Here is a 22,554-nt window from a genome sequence, read left to right on the forward strand (position 1 = left end):
GAGCTTCTACTTTGAAAATCCCTTCGCTCTTTCATACGACGCTTCCATCGCTTTAATAAAGCTATCTCTCACTTTGCCCTCTTCAAGTTTTGCATAACCTGCGGCTGTTGTTCCAGCTGGAGACATCACTTTATCTTTTAAAATTGCAGGGTGTTCATTTTTAAGTACTTCTCCAACACCTTCAAACAAGGTTGCAACGTATTGATACGTCATATCACGTTTCATTCCAAGATTGACAGCGCCATCACTGAGTGCCTCAGCCACCAGCGCGATCCATGCAGGAGCAGAACCTGAAAGTCCCGTTGCGATATCTAGCTCTTTCTCACTCTCAAGCCAAAAGCAACGACCAATAGAACTTAAGATATCCATTGCTTCATCTTTGAGCGCAGCATCGCCACATAAAGAGGTTGCAGATTTGCGTACCAATGCCGCCATATTTGGCATGGAGCGAATGTAGTGTTTTGCCATAATGCCAGATTTCAGTTTTTCTAAACTCACGCCCGCCATAATGGAGATAACACCTTCGGCAATTCCTTTTGTGTGTAATGTTCCAAACGATTGCGGTTTAATCGCAAGAATAACAATATACCCCTCCAATGAAGGAATTTCGCTCACAATTTTAATACTCGGATAGAGTGCCTGTAACTCTTCTGCTCTTGGAGGATATGCTTCTACTACAGTAATATCTTTTACATGTAAACCTTGGAGCATCGCTCCACCCATATTGCCAGCACCAATTAAAAGTAACTTCATTGACATTCCTATGCTAATTTTGAAGAATTATAGCGCAATTACTGGTATCGAAGCGCCTCAATAGGCTCTAAGTTAGCCGCTTTTCGCGCAGGATAAAATCCAAAAAAGACTCCCACGCCTGTTGCCACTAAAAAAGAGATCATGATAGAGCTTTGCGTAATAGCAACGCTAATCGAAAAGAATTTTTGAACCAATAGCGCACCGCCCACTCCCACACACACACCAATCAAACAACCAATGATAGAAATCATCAAGGCTTCAAGTAAAAACTGCACTAGGATATGACGCTGTTTTGCACCAATGGCGATGCGTATACCAATTTCACGCGTTCGCTCGGTCACAGAGACAAGCATAATATTCATAATTCCAATGCCACCAACTAAGAGCGAAATAGAAGCAATGGCTGCAAGCATTAAAGACATGGCTTTTGTTGTTTCTGCTGCCGTATTGGCAAGGGCGGTAAGATTTCTAATCGTAAAGTCATCTTCCGCATTTTCACGTAGTTTATGGCGCTGTCGCAACAGTTGAGCGATCTCTTGTTCTGCTTTATCCATCACACTCTCAGAAGCGGCTTCAACCATGATAAAACGCACAGAGCCTTTAAATTGGCTACCAAAAAGTTTTGTTTGCGCTGTGGTTATAGGTACTATGGCTGTGTCGTCTTGGTCTCTACCATCTAAACTCTGTCCTTTTTTTGCAAGAATTCCCACAACCAGATACGGACTGTTTTTAATACGTATGGTTTTACCAACGGGGTCTTCATCGCCAAAAAGATTTTGTGCGATGGTCTTTCCAAGCACGACAACACGTGTAGCACCCCTTACATCAGAGTCCATAAACGGATAGCCACTCTCGATTTCCCAATCACGTACTTGAAAATACGACGGTGTCGTTCCTGTCACTTGTGTTGACCAGTTTGCGGACTGGTAAATCAGTTGGGCAGAACCTGATGATGTTGGAGCCGTTGCCAAAATACTCTCTAACTCTTCCATAGCAGATGCATCTGAGATGGTGAGTGTTTGTACCCCTCCACTTCCAAGTCTGACACCTCCTGATGTCATAGAACCTGCAAGAACAATGAGAAGATTACTTCCCATCGAAGCGATGGACTCTTTGACTTTAGCTTGTGTACCTGCGCCTATAGCGGACATGACGATAACAGCACCTACTCCAATCACCATACCTAACATCGTTAAAAACGTTCTAAGCCTATTGGCACCCATCGCGCGCCATGCTTCAAATAACATAGCCAAACTCATGCTGGCTCTTTTATATGAAGATGTGTTGGTCCATCGTGTTGAATTTTTCCATCCACAAAATTGACCAGTCGTTTAGCATAAGCCGCAATGTCCGGCTCATGGGTAACGAGGACAATGGTAATGCCCTCTTTTTCATTAAGATCACAAAATAATTGCATAATCTCTTGGCTTGTTTTAGTATCTAAGTTTCCCGTAGGTTCATCGGCAAGAATGAGTTTTGGACGATTGACTAATGCTCGTGCAATCGCAACACGCTGTTGTTGTCCACCTGAGATTTGATTGGGAAGGTAGGTTCCAAACGCTTCAAGCCCTACACTTTTGAGTATCTCTTTTGCGCGGGCTTTACGTTCACTTGCACTCATACCTGCATACACAAGTGGCAAGGCAACATTGTCAATGAGATTTTGTCTAGGGATAAGATTAAAGCCTTGAAAAACAAACCCGATCAGGTGGTTACGTAATTCAGCAAGTTTGTCTCTACTTAGATTTGCAGTATTCTCTCCTCCTAGAAAATAACTCCCCGATGTCATTTTATCAAGACACCCAAGAATATTCATAAAGGTCGATTTACCTGAACCAGAGGGTCCCATAATCGCTACAAATTCTCCACTTTTAATCGTAATATCCACCCCTTTGAGCACACATACTTCACCTGCATCGGTGTAGTAGTTTTTCGTCAAATTGGTTATTTTAATGACTTCTTCCATTAAAATGGTCTCATCGGTGATGGTGAATTTTTAGAGCCATTGGCGTTATTTTTGACCTCTTCTACAATGATTTTATCGCCTGCTTTAAGTACATCTGACATAATCTCGGTAAAACGGTTGTCCGAAACGCCAATGCCTACTTTAATAGGTTTTGGCACACCATTTTCAAAAACATAAACCGTAGCACTATTGCTCTCTTTTTTCTCTTTTTTAGGCTTTTGCTCACTAGGTTTTTCTTTGTTTGGAGCTACGGTTGGTGTTGGTTTATAACGTAATGCTGCATTAGGAATAAGTAAAACATTTTTCTTCTCAGCGATGATGACATTCACATACGCAGTCATACCAGGAATGAGAATTTCATCAGGGTTTTCTACTTTCACAACCACATCATACGTTACAACATTAGAAACGGTTGTGGCATTGAGTCTTACTTGTTTTACGACACCGTTAAATGCCATGTTTGGAAATGCATCCACGGCGAAATTAACATTTTGTCCTACTTTGATACGACCAATGTCCGCTTCGGCAAAGTTTGAGTCAATCTGCATCTGCCTTAAATCTTGTGCAATTTTAAAAAGTACAGGAGCTGATAAACTCGCCGCTACCGTTTGTCCAACATCAATCTGTCTATCAACGACAACGCCAGAAACAGGAGATCGAATGATAGTATAGCCTTGATTGGTTCTATCTTTTTGCGATTGTGCACGCGCTAAATCCAGCGCCGCACGAGCTGATTTCAAGGCTTGAACACTCGCGTCTAATTCTTGTTTTGAAATATACTCTTTCGAGAACAATTCACGGGAACGCTTTTCATTGGCAATGGCAAGTTCTAAAGTTGCTTCTGCACTTTTAACATTTGCAGCACTTTGTGCAGCTTGTGCATCAAGAAGTGCTGGGTCAAGTTCAGCAAGTATTTGTCCCTCTTCAACCCTATCATTGAAATCTACATAGAGTTTAATGACCTTTCCTGAGACTTGTGTACCTACCGTAACAAGCACTAAAGGGTTAAGTGTGCCATTAGCGGCAACACTTTGCGTGACATCGCCCATCTCTAAAGTATGAAATTTATACTTAGCTTCAACAGGAGGTTTTGTGTAGTGCGACCAACCATAATACCCACCAAATCCAAGTGCAATCAGAAAAAGAAAAAGGGTAAATTTATGAAAAAGTATCTTCGTTAAAAAACTCATGGTTGTCCTTTTATCGTTGAAAAATCAAGCGTTCCCATTGACTTTGCAAGGCTCGCTTTAGTGATGTACCAGTTATAAAGAGATTGGATATGTTGTTGTTTTGCACTCGCAAGGGCACTTTGCGCACTTAAAAGATCCAAAATGGTTCCAACCCCTGCTTTATACCTACCTAGGGCTAAGTCATACGATGCTTGAGCACTTGCCACCAAATCAGCACTGGTACGTGTCGCTTGTGTTTCACTCACTAAGGTTTGGTAGGTTTTATATACTTCCAGACTTGCCTCTTGAGAGAGCTTTTCATACTCTGCTTCATTGATTTTGAGCTGTTGCTGTGCTGCTTGGACTTTGTATTTGGTATTGAACCCCGTAAATATCGGAATGCTCACATAAAGCCCTATACTAGACGTTCTTTGTGAAGTATTAAAAACGGTGTCTGTATGCCCTGTGGTAGAACTAAGAGAAAATGAAGGTAGATGCTCTGCTTTAGCAGCTTTGACATTCGCTTCAGCGGCTTTGATTTTCGCGCTTGCTGCCATAAGGTCTGGGCGAAGGCGTCCTGCTTCTTCCATTAATGCTTTAACATTTTTTTCAAACACTTCACTAGGCAAAGAAAGCTGTGGTGTTTGTAGTTGGATCGTCGTATCTGGCATCAGTCCTAACACACTGGCAAGTTCTCCTTGCGCGCTTTTGACACTTCCTTCTGCTTGAATGCGATTAAGCATCGCTTGCGAGTATGCCGTTTGCGCTTGAAGCGTATCAGCAGGTGTTGCAGTTCCCACAGAATAGCGTGTTTTAGCAGCATTTAAACTCGCCAATGCAGAGCGCTCTGCTTCAAAGCTTGCTTCCAAAGAAGCGTTTGAGCCAAAAAGCGTGTAGTACGCTTGAACAGCGGAGAGAAATACACTCTGTATGGTATTGTTTTCTGAAAAAAGGGCTACATCCAAAAGACGTCTTGCACTCTCATACGTGGCATCACGTTTACCAAAATCATACAGCAAATAAGAAAGTGTGATACTGATGTTTTCTTGATCGCCACTTTTCGTCTCACTACTCTCACTTCTAAGCGCTGAACCTGTAGCACTCAGTGTTGGAAGATAGGCACTTTGACTGACTCCAACTTGTGCGGCTTGATAGAGCGATGTTTGCCATGCAATCTTTGTTTGAGGATTATTACACAGTGCTGCCATAACAACATCGGAAAGGCTTAAAGATTTGCTCAAATCCGTGGTTGCACATGTTACAAATGTTGCTTGTTGTTTATTTAGAAGAGACTTGGTATCAAACGGATCAAAATCTTCTGCCAACAACACCGATGCCATACCAAAAAGCATGCATCCTATAAGGCTAAAACGCATTGGTATCCTTGATTTTTTTATTATGTTAATATTAGCATGAATTTGTTAATGCTTCTTTGTATGTAACGCTTTCGTTTTCATTTGGGTGTATACTTTTATAAATGATTATTGCACAAGGAGTTCCTATGGCTACATCGTTTTCACTCATCTCTATTTCACTCCCAACACCCTTTGCCAAACATGAGGTCGAAACGCTCCTTGATTGTTCATTTAAAAAAGGAATTGAAAAAGCATTTTACCACCAATATCGTGAAACATTTTTAGTCTATACCCAATTTAACGTTTTGACATTCATAAATTGGGAAAAAGAGGCAATGCACCAAGCGCTCATGAAATTGGGGATGAAAGACGCTTCGTTATTGGAACAACGTTATATCTTTCAAGATTACCCTATTTTAATTGAGCCTGAGTTGGAAGTTACGTGTAAAGTCAGTAACGAGCAGATTATATTAAAAGAGCCACTTTCGCTCTACCTCATCATCATAGCACTCGTGATTTCACAAAGTGTTGGACTTGAAAAGTATGAGCAAGACCTGAATGCGCATTTTGAAAAGAGCCAACAACTGCTTGATCTTACACAGAGTTATTCACTACTGAAACGCTCAAAACTGATCGAATTTGCACGCAATCTCACTTCCATTCAGCATGGGATGGTCAGTGATCTGTTTTTACTGGATAAACCTAATATCTTGTGGGATAATGAAGAAGCTGAAAAGCTCTACAATAGACTTTCTTCCATCTTAGAGCTCAAAGATCGTTTTGAGATCGTCGAGCACAAGCTAAGTCACCTCAAAGAGGACATTAGCATGGCTCTTGATCTTTTCAACCACAAACACAGTGAGTTTTTAGAGTGGATCATCATCGGGCTCATTGGCTTTGAAATCGTGATGGGACTCATCGAGTTTTTCAAACATTAGTGTGGAGCAACCAACTTTCTAACGATTTTACGCACAATTGGCACCACCGTTAAGACGGAAGGAAACGCTACGATATAAGCTCTCCAAAAGGCTTGGAACCAACGCACTAAAAAATCTTCTACAAGACCTACATTGATGAAGGTAATAACAAACGACATCAAAAGCGTCATAAAAAATGACATTAAAAAGGCAAATACGATAAATTCATACTTCTTCGGAATCAAACATTTTCTCCTAAAATTCTTACCTCACGCTGAGGATATGGAATAGTAACATGATTTTCATGCAATGCTTTGTAAAGCGCTAAATTAACCTCATATTGGGTCTTAAAAAAACTCTTGGTTGGAACCCAATAACGAAGTCCAACTTCGATGGAACTATCGCCAAATTTTGCAATGCCAACAACAGGTTTATGTTCTTTTGAAACATCTTTAAATCCAGAAAGCACCTCTTTAATCAAGCTTATAGCTTTAGCAGGGTCTTGCTCATACGAAACCCCTATACTTGATTCTACCACGCGTACATCAAAAGAGTTAACGAGCACGTCACCTATCATCTGTTTATTAGGAACCGTGATGAGTTCTTCATCTTCATTACGAAGCACAGTATAGGAGAGTTTAATCTCTTCAACCACTCCATACACGTCTGCAACAGAGAGCGTATCACCCACTTTAAACGGACGAGAGATAATGAGTAAAACACCTGCAGCATAGTTCGAAACACTGCCTTGAAGTGCCAAACCAGCCGTCAAAGATACTGCACCAATGGCTGCTACGAACGGAGCGATGGAGATGCCTATTTTGCCTAAAGCGATGACAATCATTGCTGCAAAGATCAATATTTTAACGACATTGGCAATGAATTTTGAAAGCGTACTGTCAAAATGGTGACTTTCAAAAAGGCGCATCAACAATGTATAGGCATATTTTGCAGCAAACCATCCGATAATAACGATGATAAGTGCACCTAGGAGTTGAAAACTATAGTTGGTCAAAAACTCAATAACGATGTTGTAAAACTTCTGAAGGGTTTGTAGTTCTTTATCCATCATTTTGCCTTTTTTGTTAGTGAAAATATTATAGCACAGGATAGAGTTGAAGGAAGAAAGAGAGTATAATGACTTTTAAAGTTTTGCAACTCAAAATGGTACAACAATAAACATTTTGAAATCAAAGAGGAAGAGAGCTTCATGAGAGTTTCAAATGTGAGATTTGAAGATTTTCCATCGCTGAAAAAACACATCGCACAAGAGGCTTTTTCAGATGAAAAGTCCCTTCTGGTACAATTTTTCGATGGACGTAATGACGAACAAGGCTTTAGGGATCTTACGACCACCCTTGTAGAATTACTCCCACATGCAACTATTTTAGGGGTGACAACCGCAGGAGAAATCCTTGATGGGAAAATGGTTGAAAACTCTGTCATTCTCTCTTTTTGTACATTTTCACACACCACTCTCATTCCACTTCATACGCGTCATTGTGATTTTAATGGTGGTATTTGCGTTACGCAACACCTCAGCAAAAATGTCAAAGCAGCAATCTTTTTTAGTGAAGGACTTGTTGGTAAACCTGAGGAATTTCTAAGTGGGGTAAACTCTGTCCGTAAAGACCTTACGATTGCAGGGGGTGCTGCTGCGGATTATGGAAGATTTACCAAAACATTGATCTCCTTAAATGGTATGGTCTATGAGCATGGCGTTGTGGGTGTTGCATTTGAAAATATCTCTTTAAAAGTTCTCAACAACTGGAAACTCAACTGGAATCCCATCGGCAAGCCGATGGTTGTAACTAAAGTAGAACATAATGCCATTTTTGAACTTGATGGTAAACCCATTTTTGAAGTCATCCGTCACTATTTTGGAGACGATGTTGTTACAAACTTACCTTCAAGCATCGTAAAATTTCCACTGATCAAAACAGAAAAAGGGGTCAATATCGCCAGAGCACCTATTGCGGTTATGGACAATGCCCTTATTTTCGCAGGCAATTTCAACACAGGCGATAAAGTGCGTTTTGGTATCGCAAATATCGATGAAATTGTTGAAAACAACGATGCAAGGCTGCTTTTAGAACCTGAAGTTGTCTGGATATATTCGTGTATGGGACGCAAAGCTTTTGCAGGCGAAATTTTAGAAAACGAGTTTCATACTTACAATTTTTTAGGCACCACCTGTGGCTTTTTCAGTTATGGAGAATTTTTTAAAACACCGCACTCCACACAGATGATGAATCTAACCACAACGGTTTTTGCACTTAGTGAACATGAAAATTTAGTAGCCCTACCGCAACCCGAAATGAAACCGTTAGATGAAAAACATAAAAATCTTGCTGTCATGTCAAGACTTACCAATGCCGTCGTAGATGAGCTTGAACATACGATTAAAACACTCGATGCCTATAAATTAGCACTTGATGCTAATTCGATTGTTTCCAAAACCAACACAAAAGGAATCATCACCTATGTCAATGATCTTTTTGTCGAAATTTCAGGCTATTCTAGAGAAGAGTTAATCGGAAAATCACACAGGATTATTCGTCATCCAGATGTACCTAATGGCACATTTAAAGAGATGTGGGAAACCATCAAAAGTGGTCAGGTTTGGAAAGGGCTTATTATCAACAAAGCCAAATCAGGAGAGGCTTACTATGTTGACACAACGATTATTCCACTCTTTGATGAAAACCAAAACATCGTAGAGTATATCTCCACGCGAAATGACCTTACAAAAATTATTAAACAACAAAAACAGATCCAAAAACAAACAACCGATGCACTGACAAACCTTCCCAACAGAATCAAGCTCTTTGAAGACATCGCACTCTCTTCCTCGCCTATTATTGCGCTCATTAACATCGATAATTTTGGAGAAATCAATCGTTTTTACGGATTTGAAAGTGGCAATACCCTACTTGTAGAGTTTGCAACACTTTTTATGAATATTCTTAGTCTGACCTCTTATGCACTCTATAAACTAGAAGCTGATAACTTCGTGATTTATGGCGACAATGAAAATCCAGAAGCATTTTGTGCCAAGATAGAAGAGATTATTCGAGATACCCATGAACATCAATTTTTAGCAGACTTACAAGGTATTACTGCGCGCATTAGTGTTGGAATTGCAACTGAAAAAACACAAATTCTCTCACATGCAGAAGAAGCCCTAAAACAGGCACGTTTACGCAATGTTGATTGGATGCGCTCAACTAAAGAAGATGAAGCCATCCATCTACAAAACTTTCAGATGCTTCACACGCTTAAAAGCGCTATTGAACATGGCAGAATCGTTCCATACTATCAAGCACTTGTTCATCTCAAAAGCCAAAAAATCACAAAATATGAGAGTCTTATTCGTTTAATGGACGAAAATGGTAAGGTCTATACACCCTACTCTTTCTTGGATGTGGCTAAAAAATCAAAATATTATTTAGCACTCACTCGCATTATGATTCAAAAAACACTGCACGATTTTGAATATCGAAAAGAGAGTGTTGCTATCAACCTTTCTGTTGAAGATATCGAAGATCAAGAGACAGTTTTATTTATCGAAAAAGCCATCAAAAACTTTCCAGAACCATCACGTATCACGTTTGAGCTCACAGAAACAGAAGCCATAAAAGACTATGTTAGCATCATTTCATTTATCAAGTCAGTCAAAGATCTGGGCGTTAAAATCGCCATTGACGATTTTGGAAGTGGGTATTCAAACTTTGCGTATTTAGCGCAATTCAATGCCAATATCTTAAAAATTGACGGTACGATTATTAAAAAAATAGCAACTGACACTAACACATATCAGATCGCAGCAGCCATTAATGACTTCGCAAAACGACTGGGACTACAAACCGTTGCAGAGTTTGTTTTTGATGAAACGACCAATAATGTTGTTAAAGATCTCAATATTGACTTTGCACAAGGTTACTACCATGCAGAGCCTTTACCAATCGAGAAATTACCATAGTGCTTATTTTTTGATGGAGTAAGCACTCTCTTTAGTCCCCGCATAAAAGACAACAATTTCCACAGGTTCAGCTCCTTCGTTAACACCATAATGCCATTTGTCCACCACTTCTATCAGCGCCTCACCTGCTTTAAGGTGCAGTGTTTTATTATCTTCTGTCACGACTTTAAGTGAACCTTTTACCATATAGCCTGCGTTAATGATGGGGTGCTTGTGTAGTGGAAGTTCTGTATGAGGGGGAATGGTAATCTTCAAAACGGAAATCTCAGGCGTTTCTTTGGGGTATGAAGGCATAGTTGAGCCATCCCAACTCCTATCGGACTTCGCAAGCGTTATAGACTCTACGTTTCCAGAAGCATAGCCATAGCTCATTAGAAAAATAAAAATGCAAAACAGCTTTTTCATCTTAGTCCTTTTTGATGGGAGTTTTAAAGTCATTCTACTTTAGAAGACAGAGGTTGTCAAGAAAAAAATCAAAGAGCATAATGACTTACATCAATATGAAAAAGGAGTGATTTTTGCTACAATGATTATAAAACAACTAAAGATAACTTATGAAAAAACTTCTTCCACTCATATTTTTTTCTTTCTCTCTTAGTTCCGCCGCACCACTAGGTGAAACACTGTTTAATGGCAACTGTATCACCTGTCATACCATCAGTGTGCCAAACTCTGCACCATCGACAAAAGAGCTTCAAGCACGTTATAAAAAAACGTATGAATCCAAAGAAGCTTTTGTATCGGCTATGGCAACATGGATTATCAAACCCAATGCTAAAACAGCACTCATGCCTGAAGCTATTAGCAAGTATGGGTTAATGCCTGAACTAGGCTATGACAAACAAACCCTAGAAGAGATTGCTTCGTATCTCTACGACGTAAGGCTTAGTCAATGAGTAACCTTTTTACACTTCATTACAGCTGCCTCATTGATGCTTCCATCGAAGAGGTGTGTGCGTTTCACACAGACACACGAAATCTACCACTCATCACACCTCCTGCCATTGGCGTGACAATTGTCTCCTCTCACAACAACACTGTCGTACTGGATATCAAAAAATTTGGATTTACCACACGTTGGAAGATAGCGATAGAAAAGAAGTGTCCTTCAAGCATCGTCGATGTCATGCTTCAAGGTCCTTTTGCCTCTTTTAGGCATGAGCGACGTTTTATCGCAAAGAGTGAACAGCAAACTCTTATGGAAGAGACTATCTACCTTGCATCACCGATACCTTTTTTGCAAACACTTTTTTTTAAATTTGTCAAAAAAGATATGGATGCCATGTTTGCTTACCGTCATGTAAAAACGAAAGAGTATTTTCTTCGTCTCAAAAATAAAGGAAATACCCTTTAAGTTAGTGAATGTTTCTTCTTTTGAGATACAAAACTTTTTCACATTCAATGACAAAGTAAACCAATGCACTAGATCCTAGAGTAATCATCCACTCAAGCACACCTAAAGGGGCACTTTTAAAGAGCTGATTCATAAATGGCATATAGATAAAAAGAAGCTCTAAGATGCTCACAAGCACGGCTCCTAAAAGCAATAAAGGATTACTGAAAAAGCCTATTTGAAACATCGAGTAGTGCAAAGAGCGGCAATTAAATAGATAAAACATCTCGCCAAACACAAAAATATTGACAACCAACGTTCGTGCGGCCTCTTCACTCATCCCTACATTTTGAACATAGAAAAAGGCACTTAACGCACATAAAAAGAGCAGTACTCCCACTAATGCGACATTAAAGATAAGACGTCTTGTTAAGATAGGCTCATTGACATCGCGTGGTGGTCGATCCATCAAGTTTTTTTCTTTAGGCTCATACGCCAGCATAATGCCAAGCGCACTATCCGTGACCATGTTGATCCAAAGAATTTGCAATGGTAAAATCGGGAGTGCAATGCCTGCTAAAATAGCAAAGATCACGACTAGTCCTTCTCCCATGTTAGAAGGTAATATCCATGTGATAAATTTGATGATGTTATCATACACCACCCGTCCCTCTTCTACAGCATCTTCAAGGGTTGCGAAGTTGTCATCCGTCAAAATCATGTCGGCAGATTCTTTGGCAACTTCTGTTCCCATAACGCCCATAGCGATACCAATGTTGGCTTGGCGAAGAGCAGGAGCGTCATTGACTCCATCGCCTGTCATAGCCACGATATGTGAAAGAGACTGCAGTGCCTTGACAAGCCTTAGTTTCTGCTCAGGCGCAATACGTGCAAAAACGGCAACTTTTTCCACTAAAGAAGCCAGTGCCTCATCACTCAAGGCATCGATCTCTTTGCCTGTTAACACAGGAGTTTTTTCATGCGTATCAAGACCAATGGAGCGCGCTATCGCAAGAGCAGTTGTGCGATGATCTCCCGTAATCATCTTCACTGCAATCCCTGCTCTATAACAGCTTTGAATGGCTTCAATGACACCAACTCGAGGTGGGTCTATCATGCCTTGTAAGCCTAAAAAAATGAGTCCATTCTCAAAATGATGATGCCCTAGCTGATCTACTTTTTCATTCATGTACACTTTGGCAAACGCTAAAACACGCAGACCTTGATGTGCCATATTTTCAGCATGGGCTTCTATTTGAGCTCTATTGATAGGCAGTAGCTCACCCTTCTCATCCATATAGGTATCGCATCGCTCAATGATTTTCTCTACAGAACCTTTAAGATACACTGGAAAAGTATTTTCTGCAATAGCGTGATACCCAGATGCCATATACTGGCGTTCTGACTCAAAGGAGAGTGTGTCAATGTGACGCAATCCTTCTTTTAACTTTTCTTCGTGAATGCTTGCTTTTTTAGCCGAGACGATAAGCGCGCCCTCAGTAGGATCACCTTCTATAACATAAAGACCATCTGTGAAAACATGGCGTGATGTATTGCACAAAATGCCTGCAACCAATGTCTCGTAAAGCGCACTCCCTTTAAGTGGTATATGCGGTAGTGCATCAATGAAAATCTCACCTTTAGGCTCATACCCACTTCCACTGAGATGATAGAGTTTATCTGCAGCCATCATCTTAGTTACGGTCATGGCATTTTGTGTGAGCGTGCCTGTTTTATCGCTACAAATAACTGTTGTACTGCCTAGTGTTTCAACTGCGGGAAGCTTGCGAATAATCGCGTTTTTATTTGCCATCTTTACAACACCAATGGCTAAGATGATGGTCATAGCCGCAGGAAGCCCTTCAGGAATAACACCAACTGCCATCGCCACTGAAGCCATAAACGTAATGACCAACTCTTCACCACGCATAACTCCAATAATAAATGTCACAAGTGCCATACCTAAAATGCCGTAAAGAAGGCGTTTTGAAAAAAATGCTAATTTTTTTGTCAAAGGGGTTTGCAACACATCGGCATTAGAGATCATCGTGTTGATTTTACCCAGTTGGCTCTCATCACCCACAGCGACCACAACACCAACGCCCTGCCCATAAGTTACAAGCGTTGAAGAAAAAAGCATATTTGTTTGGTCGGCTAAAACAGTGTCTTGAGCTAAAACACCGACATGTTTTTCCACAGAAATAGACTCACCTGTCAAAGAGGATTCATCTACTTTGAGCTCTTTTGCATGCAAGAGTTTGATATCAGCTGGAATTTTATCGCCAGAGAAAAGAAAAACAATGTCTCCAACAACGATATGGGAAGATTCTAGAAGTACTTTTTGCGAATTTCTTAAAACCGTAACACTGCTATGACTCAATTTTGAGAGTGCTTCAATGGCTTTAATCGCTTTATTTTCTTGCATATAGCCAATAATAGCGTTAATCAACACCACCGCAAAAATAACGCCTGTATCCATCCACTCTTCTAAGAGTGCCATAATCACACACGCAAGCAGAAGAATATAAACAAGCGGTTGGTGGAATTGAAGAAGAAAGAGCTTAAATGCGGATTCTTCCTCTTTTTTACTGAGGACATTTGCCCCATACTTAGCGCGTCTTGCACTGATGTTTTCAGAAGAGAGACCTGTTTGTTCATCCACATCTAACGCGGCTAAAAGCTCTTTTGAGCTTAGCGTATGCCATCGGATGGTTGATTGGGGCATCTGTCTTGGCTTATTCGATGTAGTAACTATTTTTTATGAGTTCGTAGTTTTTACACCCAATCTCATCACCGAGTTCGCATGCTCTTTTTAACAGCTTAACAGCGCGATCTTCTTTTTGAGCAACACCTTGACCGTAATAATACATCCAACCAAGCCTTGTGCACTCTTTAGCATTGCCTACGTCGCATCCATTTTGATGATAAATCGCTGCATACTCATAATTGCCATCTTGTTCATACAAAAGCCCTAGATGTGCACAGCTAGCTCCATCTCCGGCACTACAAGCACGGTCATAATAATTCACCGCTTGCTGTAAATCTTCTTTCACACCCTTACCATTTTCATACAAAATGGCAAGACTTGCACAGCCAGTGGCATCGCCTAAGACACATGCTTTTTCATAAAGTTCAGCTGCTTTAGCAAGATTGGTGCCTGCATGTCCATTCTCATACATAAAGCCGAGATTTGCACACCCTTTAGCAATTCCTAAGGAGCAAGACTGAGCATAGAGCTCTCTGGCTCTGCTAAAGTTCTGTCTTACACCATCACCCACATGGTACATCGTCCCAAGCTCCAAACATGCTCCACCATTGTTATGGTCACACTCATTTTGAAGCTCACTCTCTCGTGCAAAATCGAGTGCAAATAGCGCAGAAGTTGCAACCATTGCTACGAATAAAAAGAGTTTTTTCATGCTCTTCTCCTTGCCATCATTTTGTCTATTATATTACAATACGCTCATGAAGACGACAAAAACAACGACAACATGCTATCAAGAAGCACCTTTTGTGCAGATACGACAAACTTTAAAGAGTGAACGCTCATATGAATCGCATGCCCACGCAACTCTTTCTATTGGATTTATGGTTGAAGGAACGACCTCATTTCAAACACCAGATGGAGCATTTTTACTCAAAGCTGGAGCACTTGCGATCATCCCACCGCACACTCAACATGCGTGCAATCCCATCAAAGGGAATATGCGCAGTTACATTATGGTCTATTTCGATGAAGATTTTTGTATGCAAATTCAAGCAAAATTGTTTCAAGAAACAACTTCTCTTTTACCGCTTACAACGCCTTTGGTATTTCACAAAGAACTCTTTGAATCTTTTGAAAAAATCATTACTGCTCTTTTAAAGCAACATCATATTGAACATATACACGCGTTAGAAAAATGGCTAGAAACATTTTTTTGGCTCTATATAAAACGCGGCATTCATAAAAAAACCGATAAAACACTGAGTGATGTAGCACGCTTTTTAGAAAACCGCCTTGATGATATGCCAAGCCTTGAAACACTTGCACAACGTTTTGATTATAATCCGTTTATCCTCTTACGCCATTTCAAAAAAGCATACGGATGTACTCCAAAACACTATGCGCTGAACATACGCATCGAGCATGCAAAAAAACTTCTACAAGAAGGTATATCATTAGCCCTATGCGCACAATACTGCGGGTTTGTAGACCAAAGCCACTTCCATCGTTTTTTTAAACGCTACACTGCACTGACACCCAAAGAGTACCAAGTCAATTTTATACAATAACTTTTTTTCCTTCTGCTCTATGCTTCCATGAAAAAAGGCATTTCATGGTAAGTACTCAATTTTTTACGCTTACATCCATCTACTTTTTAGCGCTTCTTAGCCCAGGTCAAGACTTTTTTCTTATTATCAAACACGCACTTGCGCATGGATATAAAAAAGCATGGTGGAGTTGTTGGGGCATCGCAAGTGGAAATGCCCTGTATATCGTCTTGGCGTACATTGGGCATACTGCATTAAGTGCTTATCCTACACTCATTTCATTCATTGAGTATGGAGGAGCTATTTTTTTATTTTATCTAGGATGCTTGCTATTTTTAGCCCCAAAGCCTCGTATAGATACCTCCTTACACCAAAAAAGTAAAATGGCATTTACGCTTTTTATGCAAGGTTTTTTGTCAGCACTATTCAATCCCAAAAACATTCTGTTTTACTTTTCACTGCTCTTTACCATTATCGAACCAACAACAGCGTTACCTATCAAACTCTTTTATGCGCTTTGGATGATTGGGATGTTACTTGTATGGGATATGTTCGTTGCCCTCCTCTTTGGCAATCAACATGCATTAAAGCTCTTGCCATATCTAGGCTTCGTTCAAAAAGTTATTGGAGTGGGGCTGATGGGATTTAGTCTCCATCTTGCCCTAAAATGGTTCCTCAACGCCAAATAAGCTTAGAGGTGTCAAAGCCTAATGTCGAAGCATAATGCACAATATGATTAATGTCATCTTGCGTCATTTGAGGAGTGCGGGAGAGTATCCAGAAGTACTCTTGACTTGGTTCACTGATCACCGCATAACGGTAATCTTCTGCTAAATCAATAATCCAATAATTGCCATAAAATGGCCAAAAGAAGGTCACTTTGAGTTTGGCATTACTTTTTTCATCTACTATGTAAGCACGTCCATGTGCCTCTTTTGTACGATTTTCATCGGCTAAAAAACAACTGTTTTTAACACCGATCATACCATCATTTCTAAGCGTATAAAATGCTTCTACTTCGCTACATCCACGCTCAAAGCGATGATCAAACCGCGCAATCTCGTACCAACGTCCCAGATAACGCTCTAAATCCACAGATGAAACCGTAGGAAGTTCATTTGCATAGCCCCAAAATAGGCTTAAACAGAGCAATAACCATTTTTTCATTTGTATCCTTAGTACATACGTATTTAACAATTTTAATCAAAAAGCATTAAAAGGTTTCTATGTTTAAAAGATTACATTGCAGATAACAAAGAAATCTTTTTTGCACAGCATTATGAACTATGCAAAAAAGAGTCTATTTATTTTTTGTGATTTTTACCTTTTCCAAAAGGCTTGAAGAAAACAACCAAGAAAGGTGAGAAAAGAAGATCAGAAACAATCGCAACGATAAGAACAATCACCGTTAAAAGTCCAAAAATCAACGTTGGAATAAAGTTTGATGTGACCATTACTAAAAAGCCTACGATGGTTGCTAGTGAATAATAGAACATACCAAAAGCAATTGTGCCGTGTGCTCTATGCATCGAAGCGATGTAATCACCATCAATTTTGAGCTCTTCTCTAAAACGGTAATAGTAATGAATCGTATTGTCCACCGTAATACCAAGAGCGATAGAAGCAATGGTAATACTCATCATATCAAGTGGAATGTTTGCAAAACCCATAATGCCAAAAATAACGCTAATTGGAACCATGTTAACCGTCATAGCAAGCATCGCAATTTTCAAAGAACGGAACAGGAACAAGAACATACCACCCAGCGAAAGCACAGCAAGACCAAGTGTGGAGATTTGCGAAGAGAAAAGAGACTGGAGCATGTTGTTATAAAGCACCATCATTCCCACAAGATTGTAATTCTCTGTCTCTAGTCCTACTTTGGTATGCAACTCAGTTTGAATGGTTTGTAAAAGCTCATTACGTCTAAGATCTTTCATAGAATCCACAACTCTAATAACAAAGCGTGCTTCATCATGCTCAATGTTGACATATGGAGAAATAAGAATTTTTTTGTACTCAGCAGGAAGCTCATTGTACATCAGTGCTAATTCAAAGTTATCAAAGTCTTTACCATCTTTCAAAATTCGCCCAACTTTAGAGAGTGTTCCAAGAGAAGAGACATTGCCTACTTCTGGTAATGAAAGCAGATAGTCATGTACTTTTAAAATCGTCTCCATTTTTTGCGCTGTAAACCAGTACTTCGCATCATTACTCATCTCATCAAATTCATTTTCAAAACCATCGATAGGCGAAGCGGATGCATCACTTTTAACCTCAGCTTTAGCTTTAGGAAATTTCACAACAATTTCTAAAGGTGTTGTTCCACCCAGATTATTGTCGATCTTTTTCATACCTTTGTAAATTTCAGTATTTTCTTTAAAGTAGTTAATAAAGCTGTTTTCTACCATCAAACGAGAAGCACCTAAAATACTAAATATGGCAAGAGAAACAACCACACCAAGGATGAGTTTTCCATGATGCTCGACAATTTTTGCAAAGCTCTCATTGAGCGTAAAGGCATTATCGAATGCCATAATTGGAGGCTCTTTTTTAAGAAGCATCATCATGGCAGGGAAAAGTGTATAGGTCACAAGCAATGACATAGTTACACCGATGTTCATCATATTACCCAAATCGATAATCGGCACAATATCACAGGTCATCAAAGAACCAAAACCTGCAACAGAGGTCAAAATAATAAAGATCGAAGGAACACCCATACGCTCAAACACAATGCCTAAAAGCTCTTTTTGCGATACATCAGGGAAAAGCGTATACTCTTCGCGGTAACAGACGATAAGATGGATAACTAAAGAAAGCGTTGTAATCAACTGCATTGCAACATAATTGGAGGAAATAACGGTTATCTCTAGTCCAATGAGTGCATTGATACCTGTCGTAATGACAACCGCACTGATAGAGACAATAATAGGAATAACAACAAAACGAATTTCTCTAAAAATCACCCATAATATCACAATCATAACCACTAGAATGGCAATACCATAAAGAGCGATGTCATTTTTAACAAAACTGATCATATCGTCGGCGATCATCATAACACCGCCTAAAAAGAGGTCTCCCTCACCTTTATAAGGCTTCAATGTTGCTCTAACATTTTCTATGAGTTGGTGGGTATCATCACGCGTGCTATCACGGTATGCTTTAAATGCTATCTTTGCATTTTCAAACTGTACTCTTTCTTCTTTACTTAGGTCTCTCTCTTGCTCTAAAAGAATAAATTTATTGCGGTTTGTAAGAAGTTCTGTGTATTTTGGGTCATCTTTGAGGTTTACCATAATTGCAGTAGTTTTAAAATCACTGCTGACAAGATTTTGTGCATATAAAGGACTTGTTGTTAGCTCTTTTTTGACTAAAGATTTATCGACATTAGGAGACTCTAATGTTTGAACATTGCCAATCACCTCTTGAATAGGCTTTGGAGGACTTTCTAAAAGAGGAACGTCTAAAATAGAAGTAATACTCTCAACACCATTGACTTTGAGTAAAGCCTCTTTGATGCTTTTAATCGTGGAGAGCGTTTTTTCTGAAAGCATATCTTCTTTTGGACTAAAAGAAACAACAAGATAGTCAGGGCTAATGTAGCGGCCATGCACTTCACGTGTTAATTTTAAAGATTGATCATTTTCAAGAAGAAGTGTTTCAGCAGAAGCATCGATGCTTAGATATTGTGAGTAGTAACCAAAAACACCCGTGATAATTGTCAAAGCGAATAAAACGGCTTTGTAATGTGCTGTAATAAAATTAGTATAGAGTTTTAACATCAGGGCTCAGCTTTCAATAAAGATTTAGAGTATCTATAAAAAAACAATTCCATTTGAAATAATGATTCGGGGAAGTTAAGTTGGTGGCGGACAGAGAGGGATTTGAACCCTCGGTCAGGTTGCCCCGACGCACCCTTAGCAGGGGTGTGGTTTCAGCCACTCACCCATCTGTCCAAGTAAAAAGTAGAGTGCAATTATAGCAAGAGTATATAATAAACGGCTTAAGAACTCTCTCTTAAGCCGTTTTATTGATTAAATATATGCAGCATCTTGTGATTTTAAAAGTTTTTCAAGCAATTTTTGAAGTTTTTGCACACTTGCTTGATCCGTTTTTTTCGCCTCTTCAATTTTATCTTTAAGCATCACAACAAGCTTAATACCTTCTATAAAATGCATTGGGTACTCCTTTTAGATCAATATATGATCTAAAAAAAGCAAAACTTATTCCCCTGATGGCGTACTAGGAGCTGGTGCAGGAGGCATCGGATGTTTCACCACACCTTCATAAAAAATAGTACAATTTTCATCTTGCTGTTTTGGAGCACTTGGAGCTGCTGCTTTTGATTTTGTTGAGAAAGAGAGCACAACATTACTTAATGCCGTAATGGTTGCATCATCAACTTTCACAGAAGGCTTTGCAAAAGATCCACTCATTTTTTGCTGACTCGTTGCACATCCTTTTGAATCCAAAAGTGCCGTTTTAAAATCAATAAACTTTTCATCAACGATATTTAGTATACCTTTGAGCGCAATACGATTTGTTGTTGTACTAAAAGCAACATCACTCAGTTGTATTTCGGAGTAACCTATATCTACTTTGACATTAGCTTCTTTTAGCGTACTGCTCTCGCCTTTTGACATCCCTACAGCACCAGCAAGTAAGTTACTCAATAAAAGACCTTTTGATCTCTGGTTTGGATCAAGTGCTAATGCTATTTTGTCAATGTCATACCCTTTAAGAAGGATATCTTCCCCATAAAGTTGAATAAAACCATTCAAAGTACTTTTAAATGTATGGGCATCCCCAATAAAAAAGGCCAGTTTAAAATCGCCATTTGCACTGCCCTCAAGAAAGTTTTTATTCCATAGTTCCTGAGAAAGATTGGCCAATTTTAATCCAATAAGCTTACTCTTGAGTGAAATTCTCGGTTGTTTGCCACTTAAATCAAATTTACCACTTCCTTGTACGAGAGTGTCAAAGAGAGTGTAGTGAAGATTGTCACTAATAGCGATTGCATCTTTCATTTCAAAAGAAGCAGATATATCTTTCAACATATAATTGCTGTATTGAATTTTATCGACATGAGTATCGCCTATAAATGACAATGCTTGCAATCGATGTTTAGACGAATCATAATTAATATCATTGATATCAAGCTGAATTTTTTCAAAGGCAACTTGAGCGTTACTGTTAGCATCTGTATACGTTACGTTCGCATTACTAAATTTGATTTTTTTAACGTTGACAAGAGGGAATCCATCTTCTTTCTCAAGCGTTGTATTACTCTCTTTAGAAGGCTTTTTCTCGCTACTTTTTGTAGGCGTAAGTAATTCATAATTGAATTTACCCTCTTTTGTCTTCTCAACCATCAAATTGAGACTATCAATAGAGATATGTCTTACTTTAACCTCTTTTTTGAGAAGTGCTGAAAGATCAAGAGCAACATCAAAACTACCTAATTTCGCAAAAGGTGCTTCGGGATGATATGTTGGATTGGTAATCTCCACATCAAAAATACTAACCCCTGCAGGTGAGAGCGAAAGAGTTATATCACCGCGAATAACCAGTTCATATCCCGTACTCTCTTTAATTGCTTTTTGAATACGTGGTTTATACTCATTAAAATCGATCACTTTTATAAGTAAGAAAAAAGCAACAATACTAAAGGCAAAAAATAACACGATACTTAACAATATCTTTTGAAACATTCTTCCCTCTTAGTCTCTAAATATTTTCAATAATTTTCTTTACAATGCCTAATGGGTCGCTACTATGATAAATTGGGCGCCCTACTACGATAAAATCAGAGTGTTCTGCTTTTGCTGTTTCAAGGTCTGCTACACGTTCTTGATCATTACTGCTCTCACCAAAAGGACGGATGCCTGGGGTAAGCGTTAAAAATGAATTCGATGTATGCGCTTTAATATCCAAGCTTTCATACACGGAACATACCACGCCATGTAACCCGCTGATATACGCATCTTTAGCAAAATCAACGGCTTTTTGCTTAATTGGAGTTTTATAAATTGCTTCAAATGAGGCATTATCAAAACTGGTTAGTGCAGTAACTGCCAAAACGATAGGAGGATTTGCAAACGTATTGACACGATCCATCACCATTTTCATAGCTTTTACACCACTAGAAGCGTGAACGTTGAACATATCTACACCCAAACCTATCATCGATTCTGCAGCATCAGCCATCGTATTAGGGATATCATGGATTTTTAGATCTAAAAAGATTTTAAAATTTGGATTGATCGATTTGATTTCTCTAAGAAGTGCCTCGCCATCGCGAATATAGGAGCGAAGCCCTACTTTTAACCAAACATCTTCACTTTTTAGTTTCTGAATCAATGCAAGATTTTCTTCTTTAGTAGGTAAATCAAGCGCAACACAAAGCTTCATTATTTGCTTTCCCCATCTTTGCAAATGGCATCTAAAACACCATTTATAAATTTAGGGCTAGTCTCATTACAGAGCTTTTTTGCAAGTTCAATTGCTTCATTAATCACTACGGCATTATCGAGTTCTGAATACAAAATCTCATAAGCACCGAGTCTTAATATAGCACGTTCAATTGTTCCTATTTCACTAAGGTTCCACTCTTTTAAATGAAGATTGATTGCTTCATCAATCGCATTTAAATGCTCTTTTACACCATGGTAAAGTCCAAGTGCAAACTCTTTTTGTTGATTACGAATTTTTTTCTCTTCAAAGAGTTCATCTACAAATTTTTCAATACCCGCATTCCCAATGTCTTCTGCATACAAAAGGGTAATAATACTTTCTCTCGCTTGATGTCGTGTTGCCAAA

General features: G+C 39.2%; 22 protein-coding genes and 1 tRNA gene. 6 read left to right on the plus strand and 17 right to left on the minus strand.

All coding sequences use genetic code 11. The annotated features are described in order from the left end of the window. Window positions 1-6: 6 nt before the first annotated feature. Genes proC through UCH001_RS09735 form a run of 5 tightly spaced genes read right to left on the minus strand, consistent with a single transcriptional unit; the run spans window position 7 to window position 5,264 of the window. Window positions 7-753 carry a pyrroline-5-carboxylate reductase gene (gene proC, locus UCH001_RS09715; protein ID WP_067177349.1) on the minus strand — a complete coding sequence of 249 codons (747 nt, stop codon included), beginning with the start codon at window positions 751-753 and terminating at the stop codon, window positions 7-9. A 38-nt stretch (window positions 754-791) separates the two neighbouring features. Beyond that, window positions 792-2,012: an ABC transporter permease gene (locus tag UCH001_RS09720; RefSeq protein WP_067177351.1), complete on the minus strand. Its 1,221-nt coding sequence runs from the start codon at window positions 2,010-2,012 to the stop codon at window positions 792-794. After that, window positions 2,009-2,719: an ABC transporter ATP-binding protein gene (locus tag UCH001_RS09725; RefSeq protein ID WP_067177353.1), complete on the minus strand. Its 711-nt coding sequence runs from the start codon at window positions 2,717-2,719 to the stop codon at window positions 2,009-2,011. The genes UCH001_RS09720 and UCH001_RS09725 overlap by 4 nt, the downstream gene beginning before the upstream one ends. Further along, window positions 2,719-3,909, minus strand: coding sequence for an efflux RND transporter periplasmic adaptor subunit (locus tag UCH001_RS09730; RefSeq protein WP_067177357.1), 1,191 nt, complete (start codon window positions 3,907-3,909; stop codon window positions 2,719-2,721). Before UCH001_RS09730 ends, UCH001_RS09725 begins: the two co-directional genes overlap by 1 nt. Then, window positions 3,906-5,264 (minus strand): TolC family protein, encoded by a 1,359-nt coding sequence (locus UCH001_RS09735; RefSeq protein ID WP_067177360.1) that lies wholly within the window; start codon window positions 5,262-5,264, stop codon window positions 3,906-3,908. Before UCH001_RS09735 ends, UCH001_RS09730 begins: the two co-directional genes overlap by 4 nt. Before the next feature lie 125 nt (window positions 5,265-5,389). Here UCH001_RS09735 and UCH001_RS09740 point away from each other — a divergent pair, with 125 nt between their 5' ends. After that, on the plus strand, window positions 5,390-6,181 hold the full coding sequence (locus UCH001_RS09740; protein WP_067177362.1) for an RMD1 family protein: 792 nt from the start codon (window positions 5,390-5,392) through the stop codon (window positions 6,179-6,181). Here the strand turns inward: UCH001_RS09740 and UCH001_RS09745 are convergent. Both UCH001_RS09745 and UCH001_RS09750 read right to left on the minus strand, forming a co-directional pair. Continuing rightward, entirely contained in the window at window positions 6,178-6,405 is a 228-nt protein-coding gene (locus UCH001_RS09745; protein ID WP_067177364.1) for a DUF2798 domain-containing protein, read from the minus strand. The genes UCH001_RS09740 and UCH001_RS09745 overlap by 4 nt on opposite strands. Then, window positions 6,402-7,229: a mechanosensitive ion channel family protein gene (locus UCH001_RS09750; protein WP_067177366.1), complete on the minus strand. Its 828-nt coding sequence runs from the start codon at window positions 7,227-7,229 to the stop codon at window positions 6,402-6,404. The genes UCH001_RS09745 and UCH001_RS09750 overlap by 4 nt, the downstream gene beginning before the upstream one ends. Before the next feature lie 141 nt (window positions 7,230-7,370). On the opposite strand from UCH001_RS09750, the gene UCH001_RS09755 reads away from it, so the two are divergent. Then, complete coding sequence (locus UCH001_RS09755) at window positions 7,371-10,142, plus strand: EAL domain-containing protein (protein ID WP_067177368.1); 2,772 nt, start codon at window positions 7,371-7,373, stop codon at window positions 10,140-10,142. Window positions 10,143-10,145: 3 nt separating this feature from the next. Here the strand turns inward: UCH001_RS09755 and UCH001_RS09760 are convergent, their stop codons facing one another. Beyond that, window positions 10,146-10,547, minus strand: a complete 402-nt coding sequence (locus tag UCH001_RS09760) for a cupin domain-containing protein (protein ID WP_067177370.1) — start codon at window positions 10,545-10,547, stop codon at window positions 10,146-10,148. A gap of 149 nt (window positions 10,548-10,696) precedes the next feature. Here UCH001_RS09760 and UCH001_RS09765 point away from each other — a divergent pair, with 149 nt between their 5' ends. Together UCH001_RS09765 and UCH001_RS09770 are read left to right on the plus strand one after the other, a co-directional pair. After that, window positions 10,697-11,038 (plus strand): c-type cytochrome, encoded by a 342-nt coding sequence (locus UCH001_RS09765; RefSeq protein ID WP_067177372.1) that lies wholly within the window; start codon window positions 10,697-10,699, stop codon window positions 11,036-11,038. After that, entirely contained in the window at window positions 11,035-11,496 is a 462-nt protein-coding gene (locus tag UCH001_RS09770) for an SRPBCC family protein (protein ID WP_067177378.1), read from the plus strand. The genes UCH001_RS09765 and UCH001_RS09770 overlap by 4 nt, the downstream gene beginning before the upstream one ends. A gap of 1 nt (window position 11,497) precedes the next feature. On the opposite strand, the gene UCH001_RS09775 is transcribed toward UCH001_RS09770, so the two are convergent. Beyond that, window positions 11,498-14,200 (minus strand): HAD-IC family P-type ATPase, encoded by a 2,703-nt coding sequence (locus UCH001_RS09775; RefSeq protein WP_067177379.1) that lies wholly within the window; start codon window positions 14,198-14,200, stop codon window positions 11,498-11,500. Window positions 14,201-14,210: 10 nt separating this feature from the next. Further along, on the minus strand, window positions 14,211-14,894 hold the full coding sequence (locus tag UCH001_RS09780) for a tetratricopeptide repeat protein (RefSeq protein WP_067177383.1): 684 nt from the start codon (window positions 14,892-14,894) through the stop codon (window positions 14,211-14,213). On the opposite strand from UCH001_RS09780, the gene UCH001_RS09785 reads away from it, so the two are divergent. Then, entirely contained in the window at window positions 14,893-15,750 is an 858-nt protein-coding gene (locus tag UCH001_RS09785) for an AraC family transcriptional regulator (RefSeq protein WP_067177385.1), read from the plus strand. The genes UCH001_RS09780 and UCH001_RS09785 overlap by 2 nt on opposite strands. A gap of 44 nt (window positions 15,751-15,794) precedes the next feature. Continuing rightward, window positions 15,795-16,418 (plus strand): LysE family translocator, encoded by a 624-nt coding sequence (locus tag UCH001_RS09790; protein WP_067177388.1) that lies wholly within the window; start codon window positions 15,795-15,797, stop codon window positions 16,416-16,418. On the opposite strand, the gene UCH001_RS09795 is transcribed toward UCH001_RS09790, so the two are convergent. The 7 genes from UCH001_RS09795 to nusB all read right to left on the minus strand — a co-directional run bounded on the left by UCH001_RS09795 (window position 16,405) and on the right by nusB (window position 22,553). Then, window positions 16,405-16,896 (minus strand): lipocalin family protein, encoded by a 492-nt coding sequence (locus UCH001_RS09795; protein WP_067177390.1) that lies wholly within the window; start codon window positions 16,894-16,896, stop codon window positions 16,405-16,407. The genes UCH001_RS09790 and UCH001_RS09795 overlap by 14 nt on opposite strands. Window positions 16,897-17,033: 137 nt before the next feature. Then, window positions 17,034-19,517: an RND family transporter gene (locus tag UCH001_RS09800; protein WP_231963926.1), complete on the minus strand. Its 2,484-nt coding sequence runs from the start codon at window positions 19,515-19,517 to the stop codon at window positions 17,034-17,036. Window positions 19,518-19,601: 84 nt separating this feature from the next. Beyond that, window positions 19,602-19,691: transfer RNA gene (locus UCH001_RS09805), tRNA-Ser, on the minus strand. 78 nt (window positions 19,692-19,769) lie between these two features. Beyond that, on the minus strand, window positions 19,770-19,913 hold the full coding sequence (locus tag UCH001_RS13285; RefSeq protein WP_173636823.1) for a hypothetical protein: 144 nt from the start codon (window positions 19,911-19,913) through the stop codon (window positions 19,770-19,772). A gap of 45 nt (window positions 19,914-19,958) precedes the next feature. After that, complete coding sequence (locus tag UCH001_RS09810) at window positions 19,959-21,446, minus strand: AsmA family protein (protein ID WP_067177393.1); 1,488 nt, start codon at window positions 21,444-21,446, stop codon at window positions 19,959-19,961. 16 nt (window positions 21,447-21,462) lie between these two features. Then, the gene (gene pyrF, locus UCH001_RS09815) at window positions 21,463-22,146 is read right to left on the minus strand and encodes an orotidine-5'-phosphate decarboxylase (RefSeq protein WP_067177396.1); all 684 of its coding nucleotides are present in this window, start codon (window positions 22,144-22,146) and stop codon (window positions 21,463-21,465) included. Next, the gene (nusB, locus tag UCH001_RS09820) at window positions 22,146-22,553 is read right to left on the minus strand and encodes a transcription antitermination factor NusB (RefSeq protein WP_067177399.1); all 408 of its coding nucleotides are present in this window, start codon (window positions 22,551-22,553) and stop codon (window positions 22,146-22,148) included. The genes pyrF and nusB overlap by 1 nt, the downstream gene beginning before the upstream one ends. Window position 22,554: the final 1 nt, after the last annotated feature.

Source organism: Sulfurospirillum sp. UCH001, assembly GCF_001548035.1.
In the GTDB taxonomy this organism is placed as follows: domain Bacteria; phylum Campylobacterota; class Campylobacteria; order Campylobacterales; family Sulfurospirillaceae; genus Sulfurospirillum.

Excerpts from the sequence above, each read along its gene's own strand:
- UCH001_RS09795 (WP_067177390.1), bottom strand. The coding sequence starts at position 16,896 with ATGAAAAAATGGTTATTGCTCTGTTTAAGCCTATTTTGGGGCTATGCA.
- pyrF (WP_067177396.1), bottom strand. The coding sequence starts at position 22,146 with ATGAAGCTTTGTGTTGCGCTTGATTTACCTACTAAAGAAGAAAATCTT.
- UCH001_RS09750 (WP_067177366.1), bottom strand. The coding sequence starts at position 7,229 with ATGGATAAAGAACTACAAACCCTTCAGAAGTTTTACAACATCGTTATT.
- UCH001_RS09730 (WP_067177357.1), bottom strand. The coding sequence starts at position 3,909 with ATGAGTTTTTTAACGAAGATACTTTTTCATAAATTTACCCTTTTTCTT.
- UCH001_RS09800 (WP_231963926.1), bottom strand. The coding sequence starts at position 19,517 with ATGTTAAAACTCTATACTAATTTTATTACAGCACATTACAAAGCCGTT.
- UCH001_RS09770 (WP_067177378.1), top strand. The coding sequence starts at position 11,035 with ATGAGTAACCTTTTTACACTTCATTACAGCTGCCTCATTGATGCTTCC.
- UCH001_RS09735 (WP_067177360.1), bottom strand. The coding sequence starts at position 5,264 with ATGCGTTTTAGCCTTATAGGATGCATGCTTTTTGGTATGGCATCGGTG.
- UCH001_RS09740 (WP_067177362.1), top strand. The coding sequence starts at position 5,390 with ATGGCTACATCGTTTTCACTCATCTCTATTTCACTCCCAACACCCTTT.
- UCH001_RS09790 (WP_067177388.1), top strand. The coding sequence starts at position 15,795 with ATGGTAAGTACTCAATTTTTTACGCTTACATCCATCTACTTTTTAGCG.
- proC (WP_067177349.1), bottom strand. The coding sequence starts at position 753 with ATGAAGTTACTTTTAATTGGTGCTGGCAATATGGGTGGAGCGATGCTC.
- UCH001_RS09725 (WP_067177353.1), bottom strand. The coding sequence starts at position 2,719 with ATGGAAGAAGTCATTAAAATAACCAATTTGACGAAAAACTACTACACC.
- UCH001_RS09765 (WP_067177372.1), top strand. The coding sequence starts at position 10,697 with ATGAAAAAACTTCTTCCACTCATATTTTTTTCTTTCTCTCTTAGTTCC.
- UCH001_RS09760 (WP_067177370.1), bottom strand. The coding sequence starts at position 10,547 with ATGAAAAAGCTGTTTTGCATTTTTATTTTTCTAATGAGCTATGGCTAT.
- UCH001_RS09785 (WP_067177385.1), top strand. The coding sequence starts at position 14,893 with ATGCTCTTCTCCTTGCCATCATTTTGTCTATTATATTACAATACGCTC.
- UCH001_RS09780 (WP_067177383.1), bottom strand. The coding sequence starts at position 14,894 with ATGAAAAAACTCTTTTTATTCGTAGCAATGGTTGCAACTTCTGCGCTA.
- UCH001_RS09775 (WP_067177379.1), bottom strand. The coding sequence starts at position 14,200 with ATGCCCCAATCAACCATCCGATGGCATACGCTAAGCTCAAAAGAGCTT.
- UCH001_RS09810 (WP_067177393.1), bottom strand. The coding sequence starts at position 21,446 with ATGTTTCAAAAGATATTGTTAAGTATCGTGTTATTTTTTGCCTTTAGT.
- UCH001_RS09755 (WP_067177368.1), top strand. The coding sequence starts at position 7,371 with ATGAGAGTTTCAAATGTGAGATTTGAAGATTTTCCATCGCTGAAAAAA.
- UCH001_RS13285 (WP_173636823.1), bottom strand. The coding sequence starts at position 19,913 with ATGCATTTTATAGAAGGTATTAAGCTTGTTGTGATGCTTAAAGATAAA.
- UCH001_RS09720 (WP_067177351.1), bottom strand. The coding sequence starts at position 2,012 with ATGAGTTTGGCTATGTTATTTGAAGCATGGCGCGCGATGGGTGCCAAT.